Source organism: Nonomuraea sp. NPDC046570, assembly GCF_040645915.1.
In the GTDB taxonomy this organism is placed as follows: Bacteria; Actinomycetota; Actinomycetes; order Streptosporangiales; family Streptosporangiaceae; genus Nonomuraea.
The window spans coordinates 50,862-70,234 of sequence record NZ_JBEYZF010000023.1 but is presented as its reverse complement, the minus strand read 5'-3'; the positions used below and the strand labels follow the sequence as shown (position 1 = coordinate 70,234).

The following is a 19,373-nucleotide window of genomic DNA, read 5'->3' as shown; positions in this document are numbered from 1 at the left end:
TCGTTGGCGTGAACAGGATGCCGTGGCAGACCGTGGGGCTGGTCTCGGCCGGGGGCGCGCTGGGGGCGCTGGCCAGGTACGGGGTGAATGTGGCGGTGCCGTACCAGCCGGGAGGCTTCGCGTGGGCGACGTTCCTGGTGAACGTGTCCGGATGCCTGCTGATCGGCGTGCTCGCGGTGCTGAGCACGGAGACGTGGCAGGCGCCGGGCTGGGTGCGGCCGTTCCTCGGCGTGGGCGTGCTGGGCGGGTACACCACCTTCTCTACCTATGTCGTCGACTTCACCAGCTCGCTCACCGCGCCCATCACCGCGCTGGCCTACCTGTTCGGGACCCTGGCCGCGGCGATGGCCGCCGCCTGGGGCGGCGCCACTCTCGCCCGGGTCCTCACGCGGGAGAAGAGCAGGCGTTGACTCATCCGAAGATGGCCTGGCCGAACGCCAGGCCGAGGAACACCGCCCCCACGCAGGCGAGTATCGAGGCGACGACGTTGGCGGCGGCGAGAAAGGAGGCGCCGGTCTCGGCCAGTCGCAGCGTCTCGTAGGAGAACGTCGAGTACGTGGTCAGCGCCCCGCAGAAACCGGTTCCCACCAGCAGTTGCACGCCGGTGCCCGCCACTCCCGCCAGCGCCGCCCCGGCCAGCACGCCCAGGGTCAACGAGCCGATCACGTTGACGACTAAAGTGCCCCAGGGGAAGACGGTGTCGTGGCGGGCCTGGACGGCCCGGTCGGTCAGATAGCGCAACGGCGCGCCGACCGCGCCGCCTAGCATCACCAGCAGCCAGTTCACGGCGCCGCCTGCCGACCGCGGTGGTGCACGATCTCGACCTCGTCCAGGACCGCCAGGCCCTCGATGGACAGGTCGTCCAGGTCGGGCAGGAAGGCGCGGACCCGCTCTTCGGTGTCGACGATGACCACGGCCACCGGCAGGTCGTCGGCCATCGACAGCAGCCGGGTGGTGTGCACGACGGAGGTGGCCCCGAACCCCTCCACCCCACGGAAGACCGACGCCCCTGCCAGGCCGGCGGCATGGGCGCGGTGCACGATCTCGGTGTACATCGGACGGTGATGCCAGACATCGGTGTCGTCGACGAAAACCGTCAGCCGCAGAGCCCGACTCATCACGCTCTCCTTGCCATGCTCGCCCCCTCGCTCGCCGCCTTGCTCACCGGCGGCCTGCTGGCGGCCCCCACGCCGACCGCCGCCACTGTCGCTGCCTGGCAGCCCAGGGTCCCGATCCGGACGCATGCCCCTCCCCACACGTGGCGTGTCTCCGCGCCCCCCGTGAACGCGGGCACGAGGTGTCACGAGCAGGGACCGTTGGCGGCAGCGAAAGCACCACGGTTCGGGTACGGCGGGCCCCACCGCCGCGGACACCCACCTGGGCAGGCGCCCCTCACACCCCTTCAGCGTAACGTCACATCACCCGAAAGATCCTTAACGGGGGACGATGTCGGCACCTCGTTAACGAAGCTGTCACCAGGTGTTGGTCCTGGTCAACGCATGTAGTGTGCCCGGGTTGGTCTGCGAGTCGCGCTGATCTGTTCCGCCCGTCGCGCGCGGGCTCGGGCAGTTTGGGAACCGTCGCCCTGTGCGGTCGGTCAGCGTCGATGGTCAACCTGACCAGCGCTTATGCCTACTTCGCCCCTGGTGCGTCGATCCTTGACGACACCCCGTCGAGCGCGCTTTGAGGGTGCGGGCCGATGCTCAGCTCAGGCGGGCTCGTAGAGGGATTATCAGTTCGGAAATGCGACGAGCCATGATCGGCACCCTACCGGGCATCAACCGCACGCAGCCAATCCCTTAAACGGCCAGGGCCGCGACGCAGTGGGCACCCGGGAGCCGCGGGCCGGCCCGGTCCGCGGCGGGCTGGATGCCGGCGTCCTCGTACTTCCTGATCGTCTGGGTGGACAGGCCGTGCTCGTGCGCCAGGTCCCTCACGGATGCATCACCGATTGAAGGTTCATCGCGATGAAGGGGGGATTTCCACGGAAAAGTTTACACCGAAAGTTCAACGATACCGTTGAAGGTATGGATATCAAGGACACAGCCCGTCCGCTCGACGGCGCGGGCGTCTCGGCCTTCCTCCGGTCGCTTCCCGCCAAGCCCCTGCTGCTCGGCCTGGGCGAGCCCAGGCACTTCGTGGAGGAACTGGGCGAGTTGCGCAACGAGATCTTCCGGCATCTGGTCGAGGAGGAGGGCTACCGGTCGTTCGCCATCGAGAGCGACTGCCTCATGGGCCTCGTGGTGGACGACTACGTCAAGACGGGCGCGGGCACGCTCGACGACGTCATGGAACGCGGCTTCAGCCACAACTTCGGCACGTCCCCGGCCAACCGCGAGCTCGTGCGCTGGATGCGCGCGTACAACGAGGAGCATGACGAAAAGCTCCGGTTCTACGGCTTCGACGGGCCGCTGGAGTATTGGGCCGCGAGCCCGCGCCAGGCGCTCACCGGCCTCCACGGTCTCCTCGACGGCCCGCTCCCGTGCACGAAGGAAACCCTCGACACGCTGTTCGGCCCGGACGACCGGTGGACGAACGAAGCCACGGTCATGGACCCGTCCCAGTCGATCGGCCAGTCCGCCGAAGCCCAGCGGCTGCGACTGATCGCCGACGACCTGGTGGCGCTGCTCGACACGCAGGCGCCGCGGCTGAGCGCGGAGGACAGAGAGAGGGCGGCACTGTACGGGCGCACCGCCGTCGGCCTGCTCCGCTACCACCACTGGATGGCCGACACATCCCCGGCCCGGATAGCCAGGCTGTCGGGCCTGCGGGACGCGATGATGGCCGCCAACCTGCGTGCCGTCGCCGAGCACGGTCCGGCCCTGGTCTTCGCCCACAACATCCACCTGCAGCGGAACAAGAGCTTCATGTCGCTCGGCGACCAGCAGCTGGAGTGGTGGAGTGCGGGGGCGATCACCGAAGCGCACCTGGGCGACCGGTACGCCTTCCTGGCCTCAGCCCTCGGCACGGTGGGCGACAACACCCCGCCCCCGGACACCGTCGAGGGCCTCCTGTCCACGCTCCCGTGGGACCACTCCCTCATCGACGCCCGCCGCCTGGCCGAGGCCGTCACGGAGCCCGCCCCGCGCATCTCCCACGATTTCCGCTATTTCCCGCTGGACCCAGCCCAGCTCGACATGATCGATGGCGTCGTCTTCCTCAAGCAGGCTGTCAGGCTGGGTTGACAGGCGCGTGCGTGTCAGGCCGTGCTGACACGCACGCACATCGAGACCATGATCCTGATCGGCTCGGCCTACCCTCCACTCGCCTACCCCCACGACGGGCCGAGCGCCTCACCGGGATCACGCTGACGGTGACGAACCCTGGCCTCGAAGATCAGGTGAGTGGCCTGTCCCCCTGGATGCGGGCGTGTAGTGCATGTCGTGCCGGCCGTCGCCGTGGACGGCGGCGCTGCGCTTGGTGCCCTCCAGGAGGAAGCCGGCTTTAGCGGCCACCCGGCAGGAGGCATGGTTACGGGTCGAGTGGTCCAGCTCCAGGCGGTGAAATCCGATCTCCTCCAGGGCCCAAGCACTCACGGCGGTGAGCGCGCGGGAGGCCACACCGGTGCCGCGGGCGGCCGGGAGCACCCAGTACGCGCAGGCGGCGATGCCGTCGTCGAAGTCCATGTCCCAGGGCCGCAGCAGCAGGCCACCGGCGGCTGGGAGCACGGGCTGCGGAGCGGCGGCGAGGGCGCCGGCCGGACTGGCAGGCGGCGTGGAGAGGGCCTGGGTCACGGGCCCATCCTCCTCCGATGAGGATCACGTGCGTCAAGCTCTCTTCAGATGCCCGATCAACACGACGTCGCCGCGGGCACCGCTCCTTCGCCGGAGAACTTACGGCTCGGCCGCGTTTCATCAGCGGTCAGAATGTTGCCGTTTGTAGCAGATGGGTTCGTTCGTGAGGTATGGACCTTGCCCTTGGGTGAAGGCGCAACATCGTGGTGCCGGTCGTCCTGACCGGTGCGAGGAGGGGTGGGTGTGGGGCTGCTGACGATCGGGGTGTTCTCCCGGGCTGCGCGACTGTCGCCGAAGGCGTTACGGCTGTACGACGAGCTCGGGCTGCTCCGGCCGGCTGCGGTGGACGGGGAGTCGGGGTATCGCTTCTACGATCCGACGCAGCTGGAGCGCGCCCGGTTGATCGCGTGGTTGCGGCGGTTGGGCATGCCGCTGGCTCGTATCCGCCAGGTATGCGACCTGGAGCCGCAGGCTGCGGCCGAGCAGGTCGCCGACTACTGGGCGCAGGTCATGGCCGACACCGCCGTACGCGAACAACTAGCCACCTTCCTCGTCGATTACCTGTCAGGGAGGGGTAGCGCTGTGGAAGACGCAGAAACCATGATCGGGATTCGTTACGCGGCGCGGTCGGAGTCGGGGCTGGTTCGCACGAGCAACGAGGACACCGCCTATGCGGGTTCTCGGTTGCTGGCGGTGGCCGATGGGGTGCGCGGGCCGGGCGGGAATCTCGCGAGCATGGCGGCCATCGATGCGCTCAAGCCGTTGGAGACGCAGGCCGTACCTGCCGGCGACCTTCTCGGCGCGCTCGCCGACGCGGTCGGTCAAGCCGACCGGGCGATTCGGGGCATCGCCGAGTCGGCACAGTCCGGTGAGGCGGTCACGACTCTGACCGCGATGCTGTGGTCGGGCTCCCAGCTGGCGCTGGTGCACATCGGTGACACGCGGGCGTATCTGCTGCGCGACGGCGAGATCTTCCAGATCACCCACGACCACACCTACGTGCAGTCGCTGGTCGACGAAGGCCGGCTCAGCCCGGAGGAGGCCGCCTCGCATCCGCGACGCTCATTGCTGGTCCGTGCACTCATGGGCACGGGCGGGTCCCGGCCTGACCTGTCGCTGCATACGGCCGTGGCCGGCGACCGCTACCTGCTGTGCTCCGACGGACTGTCCACCGTCGTCGCGGCAGAGTCACTGCACGGCATACTGAGCGGCACGGGGGATCCTGAGCAGGTCCTCGACGAGCTGGTCAGGCTGGCATACGAGGCGGGCGCCCCGGACAACATCGCTTGCGTGGTGGCTGATGTGGTGACGCTGTGACCGACTGGGCCCGCCGCCGCAACGCAGGTGGTGGAAGGTGAGCGCGTCGACTGTACGCTCCTTGGGCTCGTACACGCTCGACCGGCGTCCCCTGACGATCCCCGCCTACCGGCGGTTGTGGGTCGCCTCGGCCACCTGCGCGGTCGGTGGCTCGTTCAGCGTGGTCACGGTGCCGACGCAACTGTTCACGTTGACCGGCTCGTCCGCGGCCGTCGGCGTCGCGGCCGCGGTGTCATTCGGCGCTTTGGTGATCGCGTCGCTGTGGGTCGGAGCCCTCGCCGACATCGTGGACCGGCGACGGCTGCTGCTGCTCGCTCACTGCGGCCTCGCGCTGACCTACGCGGCGCTTGTGGGCTCAGGCGGCCCTGGGAAACCGTTCTGTCGCCGTCCTGCTGGCGTTGGTGGCATGCCAAGGACTGACCTTCGGGGCGATCATGGTGACGATGGGCGCAGCGGTGCCCCGCCTCGTCCCCGTCGATCTGCTGCCCGCGGCGAACGGTCTCAGTTCGCTCGTCCGCTACACCGGGTCGATCATGGGCCCGTTACTGGCAGGCATGCTGATTCCGGTGGTCGGGCTCGGCACGCTCTACCTGTTCGACGCCGTCGCGCTGCTGGCCGTCGTGTGGGCGGTGGCCAAGTTGCCGCCGATGTTGCCCAGCCCTCACCCGGTGCCGCGCGAGGGGATATCAAAGGCATCAACGGACGACCGGCATCGGTCCACGCTCGGACAGGTGTTCGCCGGGTTCCGCTACCTGCTCGCCAGCCGGGTGCTCGTAGCCGTGCTGGCGGTGGACCTCGCTGCGATGGTCTTCGCGATGCCGACAGCGCTTCTTCCGGAACTGGCGCAGCGCACCTACGGCGGGCCTGCGGGAGGAGGCCTGGAACTGGGCTTGCTCTACGCCGCCTACCCGGCAGGTGTCTTCGCGGCCGGGTTGTTGTCGGGGACGTTCACGCGCGCGCGTCGCCACGGCGCCCTGATGGCATCGGCCGCAGCCGCCTGGGGAGTAACCGTCGTGGTCCTTGGCTTGGCTCCGCGACTCTGGCTCGCGCTGGCGGCACTCCTGTTCGGCGGTGCGGTGAACTTCGTGCTCAGCACCTTCCGCAGCGCCATCTCACAGGCGTATACCGACGACGCCATGCGTGGCCGGATCCAGGGAACACTCACCGTCGTCCTCATCGGGGGCCCGCAGATCGCCAACCTGCTGCACGGGACCGCCGCGGCGGCATACGGCCCCCAGGTGACGATCTACGTTGGCGGACTACTCACCGTGGCAACCGTCGCCGTGATCGTGTGGATGGCGCCTCAGCTATGGCACTACACAGCCCCAAGAACAGATCGCCAATGAGAACCGGCCCAGATGTTGTCAGTGGGTGAGCACCGGGCCGACCATCTCGGTCACCGATGCCCTCGCCCGGGTGGTCGACGCGGGTCAGCGATATCTGTTGGTACGCGAACTCACCCCGTCTGTTTGTTCTTCACGTCAGATCGGCGAGAGCGATCTCCGGAGAGGGCAGAGAGGCGCCGCCGCGGGCGCGGCGAAGGCGGTGGTGATCGGGCGCTGCCCGGTCATGCCGCTGAGCTCACCGAACGGCTGGGCCACCTTGAGCAGGACGGTGTCGTCGGTGTCGACCAGGTCGAGCAGCCCGCCGAGCTGGGCGGCGCGCATGACGAACTGGTCGGCGCTCAGTCCGCTCTGCCGCCCATGGGTGCACTCTTTACCGTTGGCGGTATTTCGCTCTTGATCGGGCCGGGTAGGCGATCTGTAGCGATGGAGCATCGCTTGAGGGGGCGGGCGCCGTCACGACGGACGGACATCCCGTTTCGGCGGTCCTTGTCGTCGCTGCCAAGGGCCGATGTCCGCCCAGCGCGCGTGCGGCGGCGGCACTCGCGGCGCTGGGCGGCCCCAAAAGTACGCAACCTTCTGTCAGTCGGAGCTACCGGGGCGCGGCCGACTGGATCAAGCTCTTTCGGAGATCAGCGGTCAGGTTGGCGCGCCGGGCGGCGAGATCGTCGCCCAGCTCTCGCAGCAGGTCACCGATCTGGGCCGCGCCGGTGAAGGCGGCCCCCACGTCAGCGGTCGCGGTGATCACCGTCATCGCGTCGGCATAGGCGCGGGCCAGCGCCTGCAACGCAGTGTCCAGTCCTTGGTTCTCCTGCGTGCCGGGCGTAGCCGCCATCACCATGCACCCTTCTCCCCGTCCCGACGATCGGAGGGCGACACCCACTCTTCTACCCCCTGCCGGTCTCTGCCATCCTGAAAGAGATCCCCCTGGTGAGGGGGTATGGCCATGGGCACGACGCCGGGTGAGATCCAGATCGGCGGCCAGCGCTACCGAGTCCAAGCCGCGCCCCGCACCCAGGAGTTCGCCGACGCGGTGGCGGCGGTTCGCGCGCCGAACACCAAAGACAGACACCGGATGGCGGCCTCCATGGTGGTCCTGGAAGGCATCCTCAGCGCCGAAGAGTTCATCGCGCTGCTCGATCGCCTGGACGACACGGAAGACCCGCTGGATACACAGACGTTGCTGACCGCCGCCATCGAACTCGCCCAGAGGGCACACACCTGACGCACCAGTCAGTGCGGGGGTTGGCCTGCGGCAAGCGCCTGCTGGACGATGGGCGGGTGCCCGGGGTCGTTGAAGCCGGTCCCGGGGGCACGCACTTCCGCTCCGCGTGATCGGAGTGCGGACGGTCATCGTGCGCGGCCGCCCTTCGGTATTTCTTTCACGGCTCCGAGCGTCTTCAAGATCATCTCGACCTCATCGAGGAACATCGGCCGTCTGCTCGCCAGCGCGGCGAAGAAGTCCGGGATCTGCGTGAAAGCCGCGTACGCCTCCCAGGTCACCTTCACGGCCAGGGACTCGCCGAACGATCCGTCGGACTCATCGGCGATCGTGAACTGCCAGGCGTGGCTGCCGTCCGGGCGTGTGGCCATGACATGCACCATGTTGGGGACGCGACGCCGGTAGGCCAGGTGCGTGCCTGCGGGAAGAGCGCTCATGTCAGGTTCTGTTCTTTCTCGCCCATGCGCGGCGGCCCCGCGGTCGCCGTAGTGGTAGCGCTCGGCCGGGTCGCCGAGTGCCCACATCGCGTTGAGCCGGGTCACGGTGCGCTGGTAGGCGTCCTGCTGCCCGGCGGTCAGGACGACGTCGTCGGCCGGGCCGGCGGCGGCCAGGCGCCCACACAGCAGCTTGCTGTCATCGGTGGCGGCCAAGCCGAGCAGTGCGGCGAGTTGGGCGGCCCGCAGGACGAGCCCGGCGCCGCTCATGTCCGCCCGCCCCTCCTCCAGGCCCTCACGCACGACGTCACCGGCATCCGGGTCGCCGAGCACCCGGGCGGCCGCGGCCAAGGTGTCGACGTCGGCCTGGGCCACGTCGACCAGGCGCAACGGCACGAGTTCGTAGCGGCCGTCAGCGGCGAGCAGGCGACCGCCCCGGCCGACGACCGGGGCGCGCCGCCCCTGAGTGACGGCAATCATCGAACTGACGCGCTGAAGCGCCTCCAGCGCGACACGGCCTTCCAGCGGCGCGGGCAGCTCGCCAACCTCGACGTCGCCCTCGCTCTCCCAGATCGCGTAGGTGAGCAGTAGCTTCTCCAGCTCGTTCAGCACGTGGACCAGGTCGTCGCCGAGATCGGGCAACAGGACGGTGGTCATCTCGTCTCCGTCTCGTTGTGGCGTCGGTGGAGGCGCTGTTCTTGCGGACTATTCGTCGGTCGCAGCGCGGCCCCTCCGCCGCCCCCTACCCCCACGACGAAGGTTGGACGCCGCACCAGTCTCCGCCGCAGCGCGCTCACCCACCTGGCCGCCGGCGCGGCCCGGATCGGTGACCTGCTGCGCGAACTGGAGCAGGCGGCGCAGGATGCTGGTTCGGGCTTCGGTAATAACGTGATCTGATCGGCGGTCGAGACCGGCGCGTAGTGGGACGCGCTCCTCACAGTAGTCGCCGGTGACCGGCATGAAGCGCCGCAGCAGGCGGATCGAGCGCATGGAGGAGATGTCGACCTCCTGCTGTTTGCCGCGCAGCGCGTCCTTGAGGATCTTCCATGCGGTGACGATCAAGATCGCGCCGAACAGCAGGAACGCCCACGTACCGCTCTGCAGCGCGGCCGCGCCCAGGGCGATGAAGACCGTGCGCAGCGCCATCAGCGCCGCTGCGCTCTGGGTTCCGCCGCCGCGATCCCACCACTGGCCGCCGCCACGCCGTCTCCCGCACACAACCCGCTGAGACCGGCCGGGAAAGCGCAGCTGACCAGAATGCCGAGCTGCCCGAGACACCCGCGCCTACGCTCAATACCGCCCTGGAGCGCTGGCCCGCGCCTTTGCAGGAAGCTGAAGTCCGCCGCGCCAAAGTTCCGTCGATGTGAGTCGTGGTGGCATCACAGACTTCGATAAGTCACGGCCGGCGATCCGTCGGGCGGCTGCCGCGACCCCGGCGCCGAGCGCGATCCCGCCCGCCAGAGCGGGCACCCAGTCGCCCAGCCGCACGTACGGCGTCTCCTCGACGGACAGCGGCACGTCCACCACGAACGCGCCGCGATACTCGGGCGGGAACCAGGCCAGCCGCCCGCCGCGCGCGTCGAACGCAGCCGAGGTGCCGTCCAGCTCGACCAGCACCGCCGGCCGGCCCGACTCGACCGCCCGCAGCGCCTCGAAGCTCGCCTGCTGCGCGTGCGCCCAGCTCCCGTGGAACGTCGTGAGCGACCCCTGCGTGATCGTCACGTCCACGCCCCTGCGGGCCAGGCCGCGCCGCAGATCCGGAAAGGTCGACTCGTACGAGATCAGCGGCCCCACCCGGCGTCCGGCAACCTCGAACACGGCCAGCCCGGCACCGGTGATCCGGTCCTTCTCGGCCGCCTCGGTATGCCCCGCGATCCAGCCGAACACCGGCCGCAGCGGGATGTACTCGCCGAACGGGGCCAGCCGCTGCTTGACGTACGTGTCCACGACCCCGTTCGGCGTGTATTGGTAGGTCGACTTGGCGATCCGGCCGGAGGAATCCGTGGCGTCCACGTTCACCAGCAGGTCGGCGCCCGCCTCGGCGGCTGCCCGCCGCAGCAGGCGGTCCACGTCCGGGCGCCGGGCGGGGTCGAGGGCGACGCTGCTCTGGCCCCAGACCACCACGTCGGGGTCACGGCCGGCGAGCTCGCCGGTCAGCCGGAGGTGCGCGGCCACACGCCGCTCCGGGCCGGGTACGGGGCCCGGCTGCACGCCCGCCACCCGCATGACACCCGTCACGACGGGCTCGGGCCGTACCAGCCCGGAGGACGCGGCGAGCGCGGCCAGCGCGACAGCGGCTCCCCCGCCGGCCAGCCGGGCCCGCCGTCCCGCGTCCGGCAGCACGGCGATCGCGAGCCCGGCGTTGACCGCGACCAGGATGAAACTGAGCAGCCACACCCCGCCGAGCGCGGCCAGCCCCAGCACCGGCCGCACCTGCCACTGGCTCGACCCGAGCAGCCCCCACGCCCCGCCGAGGTGCTGCCACGAACGCAGCGCCTCGACGGCCACCCACACCGAGGGCAGCACCAGCAGCGCCACCCCCGCCTTGGCCGGGGAGACGCGCCGCAAAAGCCCGTAGGCGACCAACCCGAACGGCACCCACACAAGCCCGATGACCAGCACCGCCAGCGGCCAGAACACGCCCAGGAACGGCAGCACCCAGTGGTGCAGCGTCCCGAAGAAACCCGCCGACGCCCACCAACTCCGCCACCCCGCCTCACGGAACGTCCCCGCACCGGCCACCAGGAGCAGGAACGGCACAAGGCCGAACCACGCCCACCACCAGGCGTTCACGGCGGGGAAGGCGAGGGCCAGGCACGCGCCGGTCACGGCGGCCAGCACGCGCGGGGCCCAGCGGCGCGCCACGCTGGCGCGCTCGGCCGTGACGGTGACGGACGCGGTCGGCACACCACCTTGCTACCCCCACCCGGCGCCCGTCACCGCCCGCCCGCTACGCAGACCAGGAACCGCACAATTACGCTGAACTGGGTTGACGGCGGGCCCCAGCGGTATGCGGCTTTCACAAACAGCCGGCAGCGCTCAGCTCTGTGAGCGACGGGGAACGCGTTTCCCTCATCACGACAGCCAAGCCTCTGCAGCCCCTGTGTTCAGCCATCATGGTTGACCTGCGGGAATGGGGTTAACGTACGTTTTCGTTCCGCTGCAATTCGCCCCCTTCTCGGTGGGCGTCCTCCCAGCCAGGGTCGGCAGGACCCGGGTCCGGTCGCGGGCCGGTGAGGCCGTGCAGGAGCAGGGCGGTGAGGGTGTCGATGATCTCGTCGTCGTTCGCCTTGGGGCGGTGCTCGCCGGCGGTCAGGACCGCGTAGCCGAACATCGACATCATGGCGCCCATGGCCGCGGCCACCAGCGCGGGGTCGCCCGGCAGGTCGTGGCCGCGCTCGCGCAGGTACTCCAGGTGGTCGCGCAGGGTGGCGGTGTCGTCGGCGAGCTGCCGCCAGGCCCGCCCGTCGCCCAGGTCGCCGGCCATCGCCGACTGGAACAGGGCGATCACCACCGGCAGGTGGTCGCGGAAGACGGTCCAGGTCACGGCCAGGTGATCGCGCAACTGCCGCCGGTCGGTCAGGTCGTGGTCGCGCGGGTGCTCGGCCGCGGCGATCTCGCGGTCGGCGTGGGCGTGCAGGTCGGCGAGGAGGGCCTGCAGCAGGTCCTCTTTGCCGGCGAAGTGATCGTAGAACGAGCCGGTGGCGCGCCCGGCAGCGGCGGTGATGTCGCCGATCTTGGTGTTCAGGTAGCCGCGCTCGACGAACAGCCGTCTGGCCGCGTCCTTGAGTGCGGCCTCGGTCTCGGCCGCCCTCGCCTTGCGCACGCCCATCGCCAGCTCCCTTGACGTCGATCTCTCCCGCTCATCATACTGAGCCAGCATTCGCCGAATTCACATTCACCGAAAGTAGGTTCACTCATGGAGGTCATAGTCGCCGGCGGCGGTGTCGCCGGGGCGGCCGGCGCGGTCGCGTTGCGGCGGATCGGCGCGCGGGTCACCGTCTACGAGGCCCATGACGACCCCGCCGGGCAGGTCGGGTCCTTCCTCAGCCTGGCCAGCAACGGGCTGCGGGCGCTGGACGCGCTCGGCTGCCTCGGGCAGGTGCAGGAGGCGGGCTTCGCCGTACCGAGGCAGAAGATATGGTCGAGTTCCGGCAGGCTGCTCGGGGACGTGCCGCGCGGGCGGCTGTCGGGTGATGATCTGCACAGCGTCACGCTGATGCGCGGGCGCCTCGTCGAGACCCTGCGCGAGCGGGCGCTGGCGGCCGGCGCCCGCATCGTCACCGGGCAGCGCCTGACCGGCGCGGTCACCGGCCCCGCCCATGTGAACGCCACCTTCTCCGGCGGCGGTACGGCACGCGCGGACCTGCTGGTCGGCGCCGACGGGATCTGGTCGGCCACCCGTACCCTCCTGGACCCGGCCGCCCCCACCCCCGCCTACGCGGGCATGTACCAACTGTCAGGCGTCTCCGAAGGGCTCGACCTGGAACCGGGCAGCTTCAACATGGTCTTCGCCAGAGGCGGCGCCTTCCTCTACCTCCCCGCCCCCGACGGAACCGTCTGGTGGTCCGCCCAGGTCGCCGCCCCCCAGCCGCCCGACCTGGCCGAGATCGGCCTGGAGCGGGTCGCCGAGGTGTACCGCTCCGAGCGGGTCCCCTCCGCTGTCCTGGCCGCCGCCACCCAGGTCCACCGCCCCACCCTCGATCACGTCCTGGGCCAGGTGCCCCGCTGGCACGACGAGCGGATCGCGCTCGTCGGCGACGCCGCCCACCCGGTCGGCGCCGGGCAGGGCGCCTCCATGGCCATCGAGGACGCCGTCGTCCTGGCCCGCTGCCTGGAGGCGGGCGAGTCGATCCCCGCCGCGCTGGCCGACTACGACCGGGTGCGCCGGGCCAGAGTCGCCAGAATGGTCAAGGTCGCGGGCGGCAACCGCGACACCAAGACCGCGGGACCGCTCGGCCGCACGCTCAACAACCTGGTCATGTCGATCTTCTTCCGCCACTTCCACGAGAAGGCCACCGCCTGGCTGTACGCCGATTCGGCGGCCGCGTGAGGTCTTTCCTGCGGGCTCGTGCAACCTGCGGGCGGGGCGGGCGCATCGTGCGGGTGTGAAGCTATTTCCCTGGGAGACCGATGAGCCACGATGAGGAGTACACCTCCTACGTCAGCGGGCGGCTGCCGTGGCTGCGACGGGTCGCCTACCTGCTGTGCCAGGACTGGCACCGCGCCGACGACCTGGTACAGACGGCGATCACGCGGCTCTACGTCAAGTGGCGCCAGGCCCGCGCCGCCGACAACCTCGACGCCTACGTCAGGACGATCCTGGTCCGGGTGTTCCTGGCCGAGCAGCGCGGCGGCTGGTTCTCGCGGGTAAGGCCGATGGCGGCGCCACCCGACACCGCGCTCGACTGTGGTGACCGCGACCTGGCCATGGACACCCGCCGGGCGCTGGCCACGGTGCCGCCGCGCCAGCGCGCCACGCTGGTCCTGCGTTACTACTGCGACCTGAGCGTGGAACAGACCGCGCACGCGCTCGGCTGCTCGGCCGGGACAGTCAAGAGCCAGACCGCCCGCGGCCTGGCCGCCCTGCGGGTGGCCCTCGGCACCCCGGACTCCCACCTGTCGCCTGCGGAGGAGCGCTGATGGACGTCAAGAACCTGCTCGACACGATCGCCGGCGAGGAGCAGCCGCACAGCTCGGTGGATGTGGGCCGGGCCCTGGCCGCCGGCCGCCGGATCCGCGGGCGGCGCAGGGCGGCCCTGGCCGCGGGCACGATGGCGGCATGCCTGGCCGCCGCCACGCTGACCTGGGCCGGTCTCGGCCCGACGAAGGACGGGGGCGCGGTAGCCGTCGCCGTACAGGCTGACACACTGCCCGCCTCCGGGGTCGGCCCGCTGAGCTACGCCTATTACGACTGGTGCGGGCAGAAGTGGAGCCCGAGCGAGAACACCGGCGCCTTCGCCGGCAAGGAGTGCGCGCAGTGGAAGGTGGTGACGCGGGAGGGCCAGAGCTTTCGGATGCCGGAGGCGCTGAGCGTCTACACCGAGCAGAGCGCGGAGAACTACATGAACACCTCCGCCCCGCTGGCCATCACCCCCGACGGGCGGCGCGTCGCGTACTACAGCGAGAAGGACGAGAAGTTCGCCGTCCGAGACCTGGAAGGCGGCCAGGTCTGGCTGACCCCGCAGACCGTGACCAGGGCGGAGATGGTGGCCAAGGGCGCAGTGGTGAGCCTGTCGCCGGACGGCCGCCACCTCGGACTGTCCGGGGTGACCGGGAACGTCGTCGAGGTGGAGACCGCGCAGACCACCGAGATCCCGGCGGGCTGGCAACTACTGCGCGTCTTTCGGGACGGCACTCCCCTGGTCGTCGACGATCGCGCCCGGGTCGGCCTGCTCACCGGAGGCGAGGTACGCGTGCTCGGCGCTGCCCGAGCCGACCGGCTCAGCGTCAGCGACGTGGCAGCCGACGGGCGGACGATGGTCTACCTGACCGGCGGCGGGTCCTCCGGGATGAACTCCCGGCCGGACGACACGATCGTCACCCTGGACATCACGACCGGCAGGACGTTGAGCACGGTCAAGTTCCGCGACACGCCCAAGGGGTTCAGCCCCTGGCGGGTGGGGGGCTGGCACAGTCCCACCGAGGTACTGGTCACCGATACGGTCGTTGACGGCTCCTGGCAGCGCGGGAAGGCGCCCCTCCTGGGTGAGATGGCGTACACCGTGGACGTCACCACGGGCCGGGTCCGCGAGCTGAAGGCCTACACCTTCCGGGCCTGGGCCGGTGATCTGGTGGTCCCCGGCTTCTGACGGGCGCTCACAGGTAGCAGGGCGATCGTGACCAGGGTGGCCAGCGGGCCGTACCTGGTGAACTGCCAGAAGCTGATCGGGGTGCGGTTGCGCGCCGCTATGCCCAGCATGACGACGTTGGCGGCGGCGCCGACCGCTGCGCCCTCTGGTTCTGACGGCTGGATCTCCATAAAGAGGGCGGCTTGACACCAGGCCCCGGACACGATACTTAACTAGTAGGTTAATTAACCGAATGGTTTGGTAGGCATGTCAACGGATCCCCTGAGCGTCACCTTCGCCGCCCTCGCCGACCCGACCCGCCGGGCGATCCTCGCCCGGCTGGCCTCGGGCCCGGCGACCGTCAAGGAGCTCTCGGCGCCGTTCGAGATGAGCGGTCCCGCCATCTCCAAGCACCTGCGGGTGCTGGAGCGGGCGGGCCTGATCACGAGGGGCAGGGAGGCGCAGTGGCGTCCCTGCCGTCTTGAGGCGGGCCCGCTGAAGGACGTCACCGAGTGGGCGGAGAACTACCGCCGCTTCTGGGACGAGAGCTACGAACGACTGGACGACTACCTCAGGCACCTCAAGCAACGGGAGAACACGCATGGACCTGGTGAGTAGAGTCGGAGCCACCACGTTCACCACGCCGTCGGCGCGCGAGATCGTCGTCACCCGGGACTTCGACGCGCCGCGCGCGCTGGTCTTCGACGCCTGGACCAACCCCGAGCACCTTCCGCACTGGATGGGGCCCAGGGAGTGGACGATGACGGCGTGCGAGATCGACCTGCGGCCCGGCGGCGCCTTCCGCTTCGCCTGGGACGGCCCCGGCGGCGCCCAGATGGGCATCAGCGGCCTCTACCGGGAGATCGTCCCGCCCGAGCGGCTGGTCACCACCGAAGCGTGGGCCGGTTGGGGCGAGACGCTCAACACGTTGGTGCTCGCCGAGGACTCCGGCAGGACCGCCATGACCTGCACCGTCCTGTTCCCCAGCAGTGAAGCCCTGTCCAGCGCGCTCGCCACGCCCATGCGCGACGGCATGTCCGCCGGATTCGACCGCCTCGACGCGCGACTGCGCACGATGGCCTGAAAGGAGCACACCATGGACTGGAAGCTCGAAGTCGTTCCCGTGCCCGTCTCCGACGTGGCGAAAGCCAAGCACTTCTACGCCGACCAGGTCGGCTTCGTGGTCGACCACGACACCCGGGTCAGCGCCGAGCAGCGCTTCGTACAGCTCACCCCGCGCGGATCCGGCTGCTCCATCGTGCTCGGCGCCGCCACCACGCCGCCCGGCTCCCTGCAGGGCCTGCAACTGGTGGTCGACGACATCGAGGCCGCGCGCGAGGAACTACTCGGCCGGGGCGTGCAGGCCGGGCCGATCCACCACTACGGCCCCGAGGGGATGGCCGAAGGGCGGGGCGGCGACTGGAACTCCTTCGTCTCCTTCGCCGACCCCGACGGGAACGGGTGGGTGCTGCAGGAGCGGCCCGCCGTACGCGACAGCGCGCAGGAGTCCCTGGACCGGCTCTCGCGCGCGCTCGACCAGACGGGCGCGCTCATCGAGGCGGCCAGGCCCGAGCAGGCGACCGCGCCGACGCCGTGCCGGTCCTGGGACGTGCGCACGCTGATCAACCACGTCATCGACGAGGTGCACCAGTTCGCGCTGGTCACCTGCGGCGGCGCCCGCGAGGCGTCCGGCACCGTCGGCGACGGTGAGTGGAACTCGGCCTACCGCGCGGCCGCTGAGGAACTGCGGGCCGCCTGGCGCGAGCCCGGCGCGATGGAGCGGACGATCAAACTGCCCGGCGGCGAGGTCAGCGCCGCCTGGACGGTCGGCCAGCAGATCACCGAGCTGGTCACGCACGCCTGGGACATCGCCAAGGCGACCGGCCAGCCCACCGACCTCGACCCGCAGCTCGCCAATGTGGCCCTGCAGTGGGGCCGGGACAACGTCCTGCCGGAGTTCCGCGGCGCCGAGCAGGACGGCTTCCATCTCGGCGCCGAGGTGGAAGCCGACGAGGACGCCCCGGTGTACGACAGGGTCGCCGCCTTCGGCGGCCGCGACCCCGGCTGGTCGTAACCTCAGCGAAGGCGGCGGGCCTGTCAGGCCCTCGGGGAGGATCAGACCGGGTTTTGGCGGTAGACCCGGCGATCTTGATACCGGTTCGGTGTCTGGCTCCGTTTGGCCTGCTCAGCGGCCCTACGTTCCGGCTCGTGCCAGTTGATTTCCTGTCTAATGATCAGGTCTCCCGCAGGTTGCCTCGGACGCCAAGTTCGATCTCATCGATAGCCACGATTGCGTTGATCCCTGGGGCCGCTGAGTCCGTTGAGTCGTCGAACGCACCGTCGGCGAACGGCAGGCGGTCGCTCAGGTCGACCACGTGCAGGGCCGCGTCGTCACCGAGCCGCCGCCTGGCCAACGCCAGCATCCCGGCGCTGGCGTCGATGCCGATGACGACGGCACCGCGGTCGCGTAGTGCAGCGGACAGGGGGCCTGAGCCGCAGCCGGCGTCCAGGATCCGGCGGCCGGCCACGTCTCCGGCGAGGGCTATGATCGCGGGCCGCGCGTAGTACCCGTTCATGATGTTGTTCTCGGTTTCCGCCGAGTACGCCACGGCGAAGCTGTCGTAGTCATTCGCCTGGGCCGGGATCCGCAGGCTGGACGAGACTCCCGGGCACGTCGGTTACGCGTTCCATCGTCGCAGCCTAGAGCCTGCTGCCGACGGGCGCGGCGTTGCCAGTGCGCAGGAACTCATCGATCCGGATGAGCAGCTGAACCATATCGGTCCAGATGTCGAATCGGCTTGGCTTGAACACGAGCGCCTGTCATCCGAACGTGCCTCCCACGTAGAAGGCAACCCCGATCCGTACGTCTATCGCATCATCGTGAACACCCACGCCTCGTGGTGGCGTCGGCTGTGGCGCGGCGAGGTGCCGGTCGAGACCCTGCCCGAGACGGCCGACCCCCATGACCAGGCCGCCGCGGTGGCCGACCAGGCGGCGCTGTGGAAGGCCATCGGCACCCTGTCGCCACGCCAGCGGGCGGTGATCGTCCTGCACTACTTCGAGGGAAGGACGCTCACCCAGGTCGCCGACATCGTCGGCTGCTCGCTGGGCGCGGTCAAGAGCCAGCTCGGCAGAGCCCTGACCCGTCTCCGGGTCGATCCGGACATCCGCACCATGAACCTGGAGGAGCTCCCGCGATGAAGCACACCGAGAGCAACCTGCGCACGCTCCTGGAGAAGCACGCCCACGACGTGACCGGTAGGGAACCGGTCCCCCACCTCGACGCGATCATCCGGCGAGGCCGCCGGACGCTCCGGGCCCGGCACGCGCTGAGCGCCGGGGCGGCGCTGGCCGTCGCCGCCACCGCCGCCGTCTTGCTGACGGGCCCCGTCCGGACGGACCTGGCCGTGGTGGCCCAGCCGCCCAACTCGGCGCGGGTCGAGGCGCCCCCGGAACTGCCCGAGAGGTTCCCCGTGGTGCTGGGAGCCGAGAGGTTCACCCTTTCCCTCATCCACTCCCAGCGCTTTGGTACGACGGGCGTCGGCCGGACCGTGACGTTCACGCCGACAAGTGTCTCCACCGGTAACAAGGTGGTCTGCGCCGATCCCCGGGCCTGGGTCGTCGTCTCGACCCCCCTCAAGAGCGGTGAACCGGGCGGCACGTCCGGACGGTGCGGAGACGGGGTGGGAGGCCACCACGACCGGCTCTCCGCGCCCTCCGGATGGCTCAAGGGCCCGCAGGCGATACGGGTGTGGGTCTTCCCCTCGGACGCCCCCGTCGTCAAGGTCGCCGAGGAAATCGGCCGCTGCCGGCAGTTCACGAAGTCGGCAACGTGCGACGAACAGGCGGCCAGTGTCGCGCTCCTCCGCAGGGACGTGCTCGAACGTCTCTCGGCGGAGGTCGGCGAGCGGCCCGGCGAGTGGGCGGTCGGCATCTACGACCGCCCCGCCGCCGAAATCCCCGAGACCTCCAAGCCCTTGGGAGAGCGCCGCCAGCCCGCCACCGGCTGACCGCTACCGCCAAAGTCCGGTCCTATCCTCCCCGGGGGCCTGTCAGTGGCCGGGGGCGAGCAGCGGCGCGGCGGGGAAATCAGCGACGGCCAGCTCGACGTCGGCCCCGCAGCCGTCGCGCCCGCACTCACAGGCGAAGACCACCACCGTGGTACGGGCGTCGCCCCGCGACCACGGCCTGGCGAAGTACGCCTGGTACTGCTCGACGATCGCCCGGTTGGCGTAGCGCAGCAGCGGCCCCCGCTCGGCGGCGACCGGGCCCTCGTCGAGCGCCCCGGCGAAGATCCGCTCGACCTCGGCGACCGTCTCCTCCACCCCGCGCACACCGTCCACGACCAGCGTGGCGCCGCCGTACTCGGCCACCTCCCGCGCGATCTCCCCGGCCAGCAGCCGGTACAGCTCGGCCACCCCCGGCGCCAGGTTCCGTTCGGCGAGCCTGGCCCGCCGCACCTCCGGCGAGGGCAGCAGCCCACCTGATCGCCTCGGGATGCCCGGCCGCGATGGCGCGGTCGCGGTGCTCCC

Annotated in this window: 25 protein-coding genes and 2 pseudogenes; 14 read left to right on the top strand and 13 right to left on the bottom strand. The window is 70.3% G+C overall.

Annotation, left to right across the window (positions count from 1 at the left end; translation table 11 throughout):
* Positions 1-17: 17 nt before the first annotated feature.
* Complete coding sequence (locus ABZ911_RS29960) at positions 18-410, top strand: CrcB family protein (protein ID WP_358063379.1); 393 nt, start codon at positions 18-20, stop codon at positions 408-410.
* Position 411: 1 nt separating this feature from the next.
* Here the strand turns inward: ABZ911_RS29960 and crcB are convergent, their stop codons facing one another.
* The 3 genes from crcB to ABZ911_RS29945 all read right to left on the bottom strand — a co-directional run bounded on the left by crcB (position 412) and on the right by ABZ911_RS29945 (position 1,937).
* Positions 412-786, bottom strand: a complete 375-nt coding sequence (crcB, locus tag ABZ911_RS29955; RefSeq protein ID WP_358063165.1) for a fluoride efflux transporter CrcB — start codon at positions 784-786, stop codon at positions 412-414.
* The gene (locus tag ABZ911_RS29950; protein ID WP_358063163.1) at positions 783-1,118 is read right to left on the bottom strand and encodes a DUF190 domain-containing protein; all 336 of its coding nucleotides are present in this window, start codon (positions 1,116-1,118) and stop codon (positions 783-785) included. Before ABZ911_RS29950 ends, crcB begins: the two co-directional genes overlap by 4 nt.
* Positions 1,119-1,799: 681 nt before the next feature.
* Entirely contained in the window at positions 1,800-1,937 is a 138-nt protein-coding gene (locus tag ABZ911_RS29945; protein WP_358063160.1) for a MerR family DNA-binding transcriptional regulator, read from the bottom strand.
* Positions 1,938-2,027: 90 nt separating this feature from the next.
* Between ABZ911_RS29945 and ABZ911_RS29940 the strand changes: the two genes are divergently transcribed.
* Positions 2,028-3,185 carry an erythromycin esterase family protein gene (locus tag ABZ911_RS29940; protein ID WP_358063157.1) on the top strand — a complete coding sequence of 386 codons (1,158 nt, stop codon included), beginning with the start codon at positions 2,028-2,030 and terminating at the stop codon, positions 3,183-3,185.
* Positions 3,186-3,302: 117 nt separating this feature from the next.
* On the opposite strand, the gene ABZ911_RS29935 is transcribed toward ABZ911_RS29940, so the two are convergent.
* Positions 3,303-3,734, bottom strand: a complete 432-nt coding sequence (locus ABZ911_RS29935) for a GNAT family protein (protein WP_358063155.1) — start codon at positions 3,732-3,734, stop codon at positions 3,303-3,305.
* Positions 3,735-3,977: 243 nt separating this feature from the next.
* On the opposite strand from ABZ911_RS29935, the gene ABZ911_RS29930 reads away from it, so the two are divergent.
* The 3 genes and pseudogenes from ABZ911_RS29930 (at position 3,978) to ABZ911_RS29920 (ending at position 6,397) form a co-directional block, all read left to right on the top strand.
* Positions 3,978-5,051, top strand: coding sequence for a MerR family transcriptional regulator (locus ABZ911_RS29930; protein WP_358063152.1), 1,074 nt, complete (start codon positions 3,978-3,980; stop codon positions 5,049-5,051).
* 37 nt (positions 5,052-5,088) lie between these two features.
* Positions 5,089-5,340 (top strand): annotated as a pseudogene (locus tag ABZ911_RS29925) (MFS transporter); the annotation flags it as partial.
* A 58-nt stretch (positions 5,341-5,398) separates the two neighbouring features.
* Positions 5,399-6,397: an MFS transporter gene (locus ABZ911_RS29920; RefSeq protein WP_358063149.1), complete on the top strand. Its 999-nt coding sequence runs from the start codon at positions 5,399-5,401 to the stop codon at positions 6,395-6,397.
* 135 nt (positions 6,398-6,532) lie between these two features.
* Here the strand turns inward: ABZ911_RS29920 and ABZ911_RS29915 are convergent, their stop codons facing one another.
* Both ABZ911_RS29915 and ABZ911_RS29910 read right to left on the bottom strand, forming a co-directional pair.
* Positions 6,533-6,718, bottom strand: a complete 186-nt coding sequence (locus ABZ911_RS29915) for a hypothetical protein (RefSeq protein ID WP_358063146.1) — start codon at positions 6,716-6,718, stop codon at positions 6,533-6,535.
* A 268-nt stretch (positions 6,719-6,986) separates the two neighbouring features.
* A complete protein-coding gene (locus tag ABZ911_RS29910) occupies positions 6,987-7,235 on the bottom strand; it encodes a hypothetical protein (protein ID WP_358063143.1) in 249 nt (82 codons plus the stop codon).
* Between the two features lie 105 nt (positions 7,236-7,340).
* Between ABZ911_RS29910 and ABZ911_RS29905 the strand changes: the two genes are divergently transcribed.
* A complete protein-coding gene (locus ABZ911_RS29905) occupies positions 7,341-7,619 on the top strand; it encodes a hypothetical protein (RefSeq protein ID WP_358063141.1) in 279 nt (92 codons plus the stop codon).
* A 125-nt stretch (positions 7,620-7,744) separates the two neighbouring features.
* Here the strand turns inward: ABZ911_RS29905 and ABZ911_RS29900 are convergent, their stop codons facing one another.
* The 4 genes from ABZ911_RS29900 to ABZ911_RS29885 all read right to left on the bottom strand — a co-directional run bounded on the left by ABZ911_RS29900 (position 7,745) and on the right by ABZ911_RS29885 (position 11,882).
* Positions 7,745-8,707 carry a hypothetical protein gene (locus tag ABZ911_RS29900; RefSeq protein WP_358063138.1) on the bottom strand — a complete coding sequence of 321 codons (963 nt, stop codon included), beginning with the start codon at positions 8,705-8,707 and terminating at the stop codon, positions 7,745-7,747.
* Positions 8,708-8,755: 48 nt separating this feature from the next.
* On the bottom strand, positions 8,756-9,196 hold the full coding sequence (locus ABZ911_RS29895) for a hypothetical protein (RefSeq protein ID WP_358063135.1): 441 nt from the start codon (positions 9,194-9,196) through the stop codon (positions 8,756-8,758).
* A 144-nt stretch (positions 9,197-9,340) separates the two neighbouring features.
* Positions 9,341-10,957 carry an apolipoprotein N-acyltransferase gene (gene lnt / locus ABZ911_RS29890; RefSeq protein WP_358063132.1) on the bottom strand — a complete coding sequence of 539 codons (1,617 nt, stop codon included), beginning with the start codon at positions 10,955-10,957 and terminating at the stop codon, positions 9,341-9,343.
* Positions 10,958-11,189: 232 nt separating this feature from the next.
* Positions 11,190-11,882, bottom strand: coding sequence for a TetR/AcrR family transcriptional regulator (locus tag ABZ911_RS29885; protein WP_358063129.1), 693 nt, complete (start codon positions 11,880-11,882; stop codon positions 11,190-11,192).
* Between the two features lie 87 nt (positions 11,883-11,969).
* Here ABZ911_RS29885 and ABZ911_RS29880 point away from each other — a divergent pair, with 87 nt between their 5' ends.
* From ABZ911_RS29880 to ABZ911_RS29870, 3 genes are all read left to right on the top strand, one after another.
* The gene (locus ABZ911_RS29880; protein WP_358063126.1) at positions 11,970-13,103 is read left to right on the top strand and encodes an FAD-dependent monooxygenase; all 1,134 of its coding nucleotides are present in this window, start codon (positions 11,970-11,972) and stop codon (positions 13,101-13,103) included.
* Between the two features lie 80 nt (positions 13,104-13,183).
* Complete coding sequence (locus ABZ911_RS29875; protein WP_358063123.1) at positions 13,184-13,693, top strand: SigE family RNA polymerase sigma factor; 510 nt, start codon at positions 13,184-13,186, stop codon at positions 13,691-13,693.
* Positions 13,693-14,862, top strand: coding sequence for a hypothetical protein (locus ABZ911_RS29870; RefSeq protein WP_358063120.1), 1,170 nt, complete (start codon positions 13,693-13,695; stop codon positions 14,860-14,862). The genes ABZ911_RS29875 and ABZ911_RS29870 overlap by 1 nt, the downstream gene beginning before the upstream one ends.
* Here the strand turns inward: ABZ911_RS29870 and ABZ911_RS29865 are convergent.
* Positions 14,814-15,032 (bottom strand): hypothetical protein, encoded by a 219-nt coding sequence (locus tag ABZ911_RS29865; RefSeq protein WP_358063117.1) that lies wholly within the window; start codon positions 15,030-15,032, stop codon positions 14,814-14,816. The genes ABZ911_RS29870 and ABZ911_RS29865 overlap by 49 nt on opposite strands.
* Before the next feature lie 76 nt (positions 15,033-15,108).
* Between ABZ911_RS29865 and ABZ911_RS29860 the strand changes: the two genes are divergently transcribed.
* From ABZ911_RS29860 to ABZ911_RS29850, 3 genes are read left to right on the top strand one after another with little or no spacing between them, the layout of a single operon-like run.
* A complete protein-coding gene (locus ABZ911_RS29860) occupies positions 15,109-15,459 on the top strand; it encodes a metalloregulator ArsR/SmtB family transcription factor (RefSeq protein WP_358063114.1) in 351 nt (116 codons plus the stop codon).
* Positions 15,452-15,925 carry an SRPBCC family protein gene (locus ABZ911_RS29855; RefSeq protein WP_358063111.1) on the top strand — a complete coding sequence of 158 codons (474 nt, stop codon included), beginning with the start codon at positions 15,452-15,454 and terminating at the stop codon, positions 15,923-15,925. Before ABZ911_RS29860 ends, ABZ911_RS29855 begins: the two co-directional genes overlap by 8 nt.
* A 12-nt stretch (positions 15,926-15,937) precedes the next feature.
* On the top strand, positions 15,938-16,915 hold the full coding sequence (locus ABZ911_RS29850) for a TIGR03086 family metal-binding protein (RefSeq protein WP_358063108.1): 978 nt from the start codon (positions 15,938-15,940) through the stop codon (positions 16,913-16,915).
* A gap of 250 nt (positions 16,916-17,165) precedes the next feature.
* Here ABZ911_RS29850 and ABZ911_RS29845 read toward each other — a convergent pair.
* Positions 17,166-17,532 (bottom strand): annotated as a pseudogene (locus ABZ911_RS29845) (methyltransferase domain-containing protein); the annotation flags it as partial.
* Here ABZ911_RS29845 and ABZ911_RS29840 point away from each other — a divergent pair.
* Entirely contained in the window at positions 17,485-18,042 is a 558-nt protein-coding gene (locus ABZ911_RS29840) for a sigma-70 family RNA polymerase sigma factor (protein ID WP_358063376.1), read from the top strand. The pseudogene ABZ911_RS29845 and the gene ABZ911_RS29840 sit on opposite strands and share 48 nt — an antisense overlap.
* Complete coding sequence (locus tag ABZ911_RS29835) at positions 18,039-18,851, top strand: hypothetical protein (protein ID WP_358063106.1); 813 nt, start codon at positions 18,039-18,041, stop codon at positions 18,849-18,851. Before ABZ911_RS29840 ends, ABZ911_RS29835 begins: the two co-directional genes overlap by 4 nt.
* 42 nt (positions 18,852-18,893) lie before the next feature.
* Here the strand turns inward: ABZ911_RS29835 and ABZ911_RS29830 are convergent, their stop codons facing one another.
* Positions 18,894-19,301 carry a hypothetical protein gene (locus ABZ911_RS29830; protein ID WP_358063103.1) on the bottom strand — a complete coding sequence of 136 codons (408 nt, stop codon included), beginning with the start codon at positions 19,299-19,301 and terminating at the stop codon, positions 18,894-18,896.
* Between the last annotated feature and the right edge of the window lie 72 nt (positions 19,302-19,373).

Coding starts and splice junctions, on each gene's coding strand:
- ABZ911_RS29960 (WP_358063379.1), top strand. CDS start 18: ATGCCGTGGCAGACCGTGGGGCTGGTCTCGGCCGGGGGCGCGCTGGGG.
- ABZ911_RS29950 (WP_358063163.1), bottom strand. CDS start 1,118: ATGAGTCGGGCTCTGCGGCTGACGGTTTTCGTCGACGACACCGATGTC.
- ABZ911_RS29940 (WP_358063157.1), top strand. CDS start 2,028: ATGGATATCAAGGACACAGCCCGTCCGCTCGACGGCGCGGGCGTCTCG.
- ABZ911_RS29915 (WP_358063146.1), bottom strand. CDS start 6,718: ATGCGCGCCGCCCAGCTCGGCGGGCTGCTCGACCTGGTCGACACCGAC.
- ABZ911_RS29910 (WP_358063143.1), bottom strand. CDS start 7,235: ATGGTGATGGCGGCTACGCCCGGCACGCAGGAGAACCAAGGACTGGAC.
- ABZ911_RS29905 (WP_358063141.1), top strand. CDS start 7,341: ATGGGCACGACGCCGGGTGAGATCCAGATCGGCGGCCAGCGCTACCGA.
- ABZ911_RS29900 (WP_358063138.1), bottom strand. CDS start 8,707: ATGACCACCGTCCTGTTGCCCGATCTCGGCGACGACCTGGTCCACGTG.
- ABZ911_RS29895 (WP_358063135.1), bottom strand. CDS start 9,196: ATGGCGCTGCGCACGGTCTTCATCGCCCTGGGCGCGGCCGCGCTGCAG.
- ABZ911_RS29885 (WP_358063129.1), bottom strand. CDS start 11,882: ATGGGCGTGCGCAAGGCGAGGGCGGCCGAGACCGAGGCCGCACTCAAG.
- ABZ911_RS29880 (WP_358063126.1), top strand. CDS start 11,970: ATGGAGGTCATAGTCGCCGGCGGCGGTGTCGCCGGGGCGGCCGGCGCG.
- ABZ911_RS29875 (WP_358063123.1), top strand. CDS start 13,184: ATGAGCCACGATGAGGAGTACACCTCCTACGTCAGCGGGCGGCTGCCG.
- ABZ911_RS29870 (WP_358063120.1), top strand. CDS start 13,693: ATGGACGTCAAGAACCTGCTCGACACGATCGCCGGCGAGGAGCAGCCG.
- ABZ911_RS29865 (WP_358063117.1), bottom strand. CDS start 15,032: ATGGAGATCCAGCCGTCAGAACCAGAGGGCGCAGCGGTCGGCGCCGCC.
- ABZ911_RS29860 (WP_358063114.1), top strand. CDS start 15,109: ATGTCAACGGATCCCCTGAGCGTCACCTTCGCCGCCCTCGCCGACCCG.
- ABZ911_RS29850 (WP_358063108.1), top strand. CDS start 15,938: ATGGACTGGAAGCTCGAAGTCGTTCCCGTGCCCGTCTCCGACGTGGCG.
- ABZ911_RS29835 (WP_358063106.1), top strand. CDS start 18,039: ATGAAGCACACCGAGAGCAACCTGCGCACGCTCCTGGAGAAGCACGCC.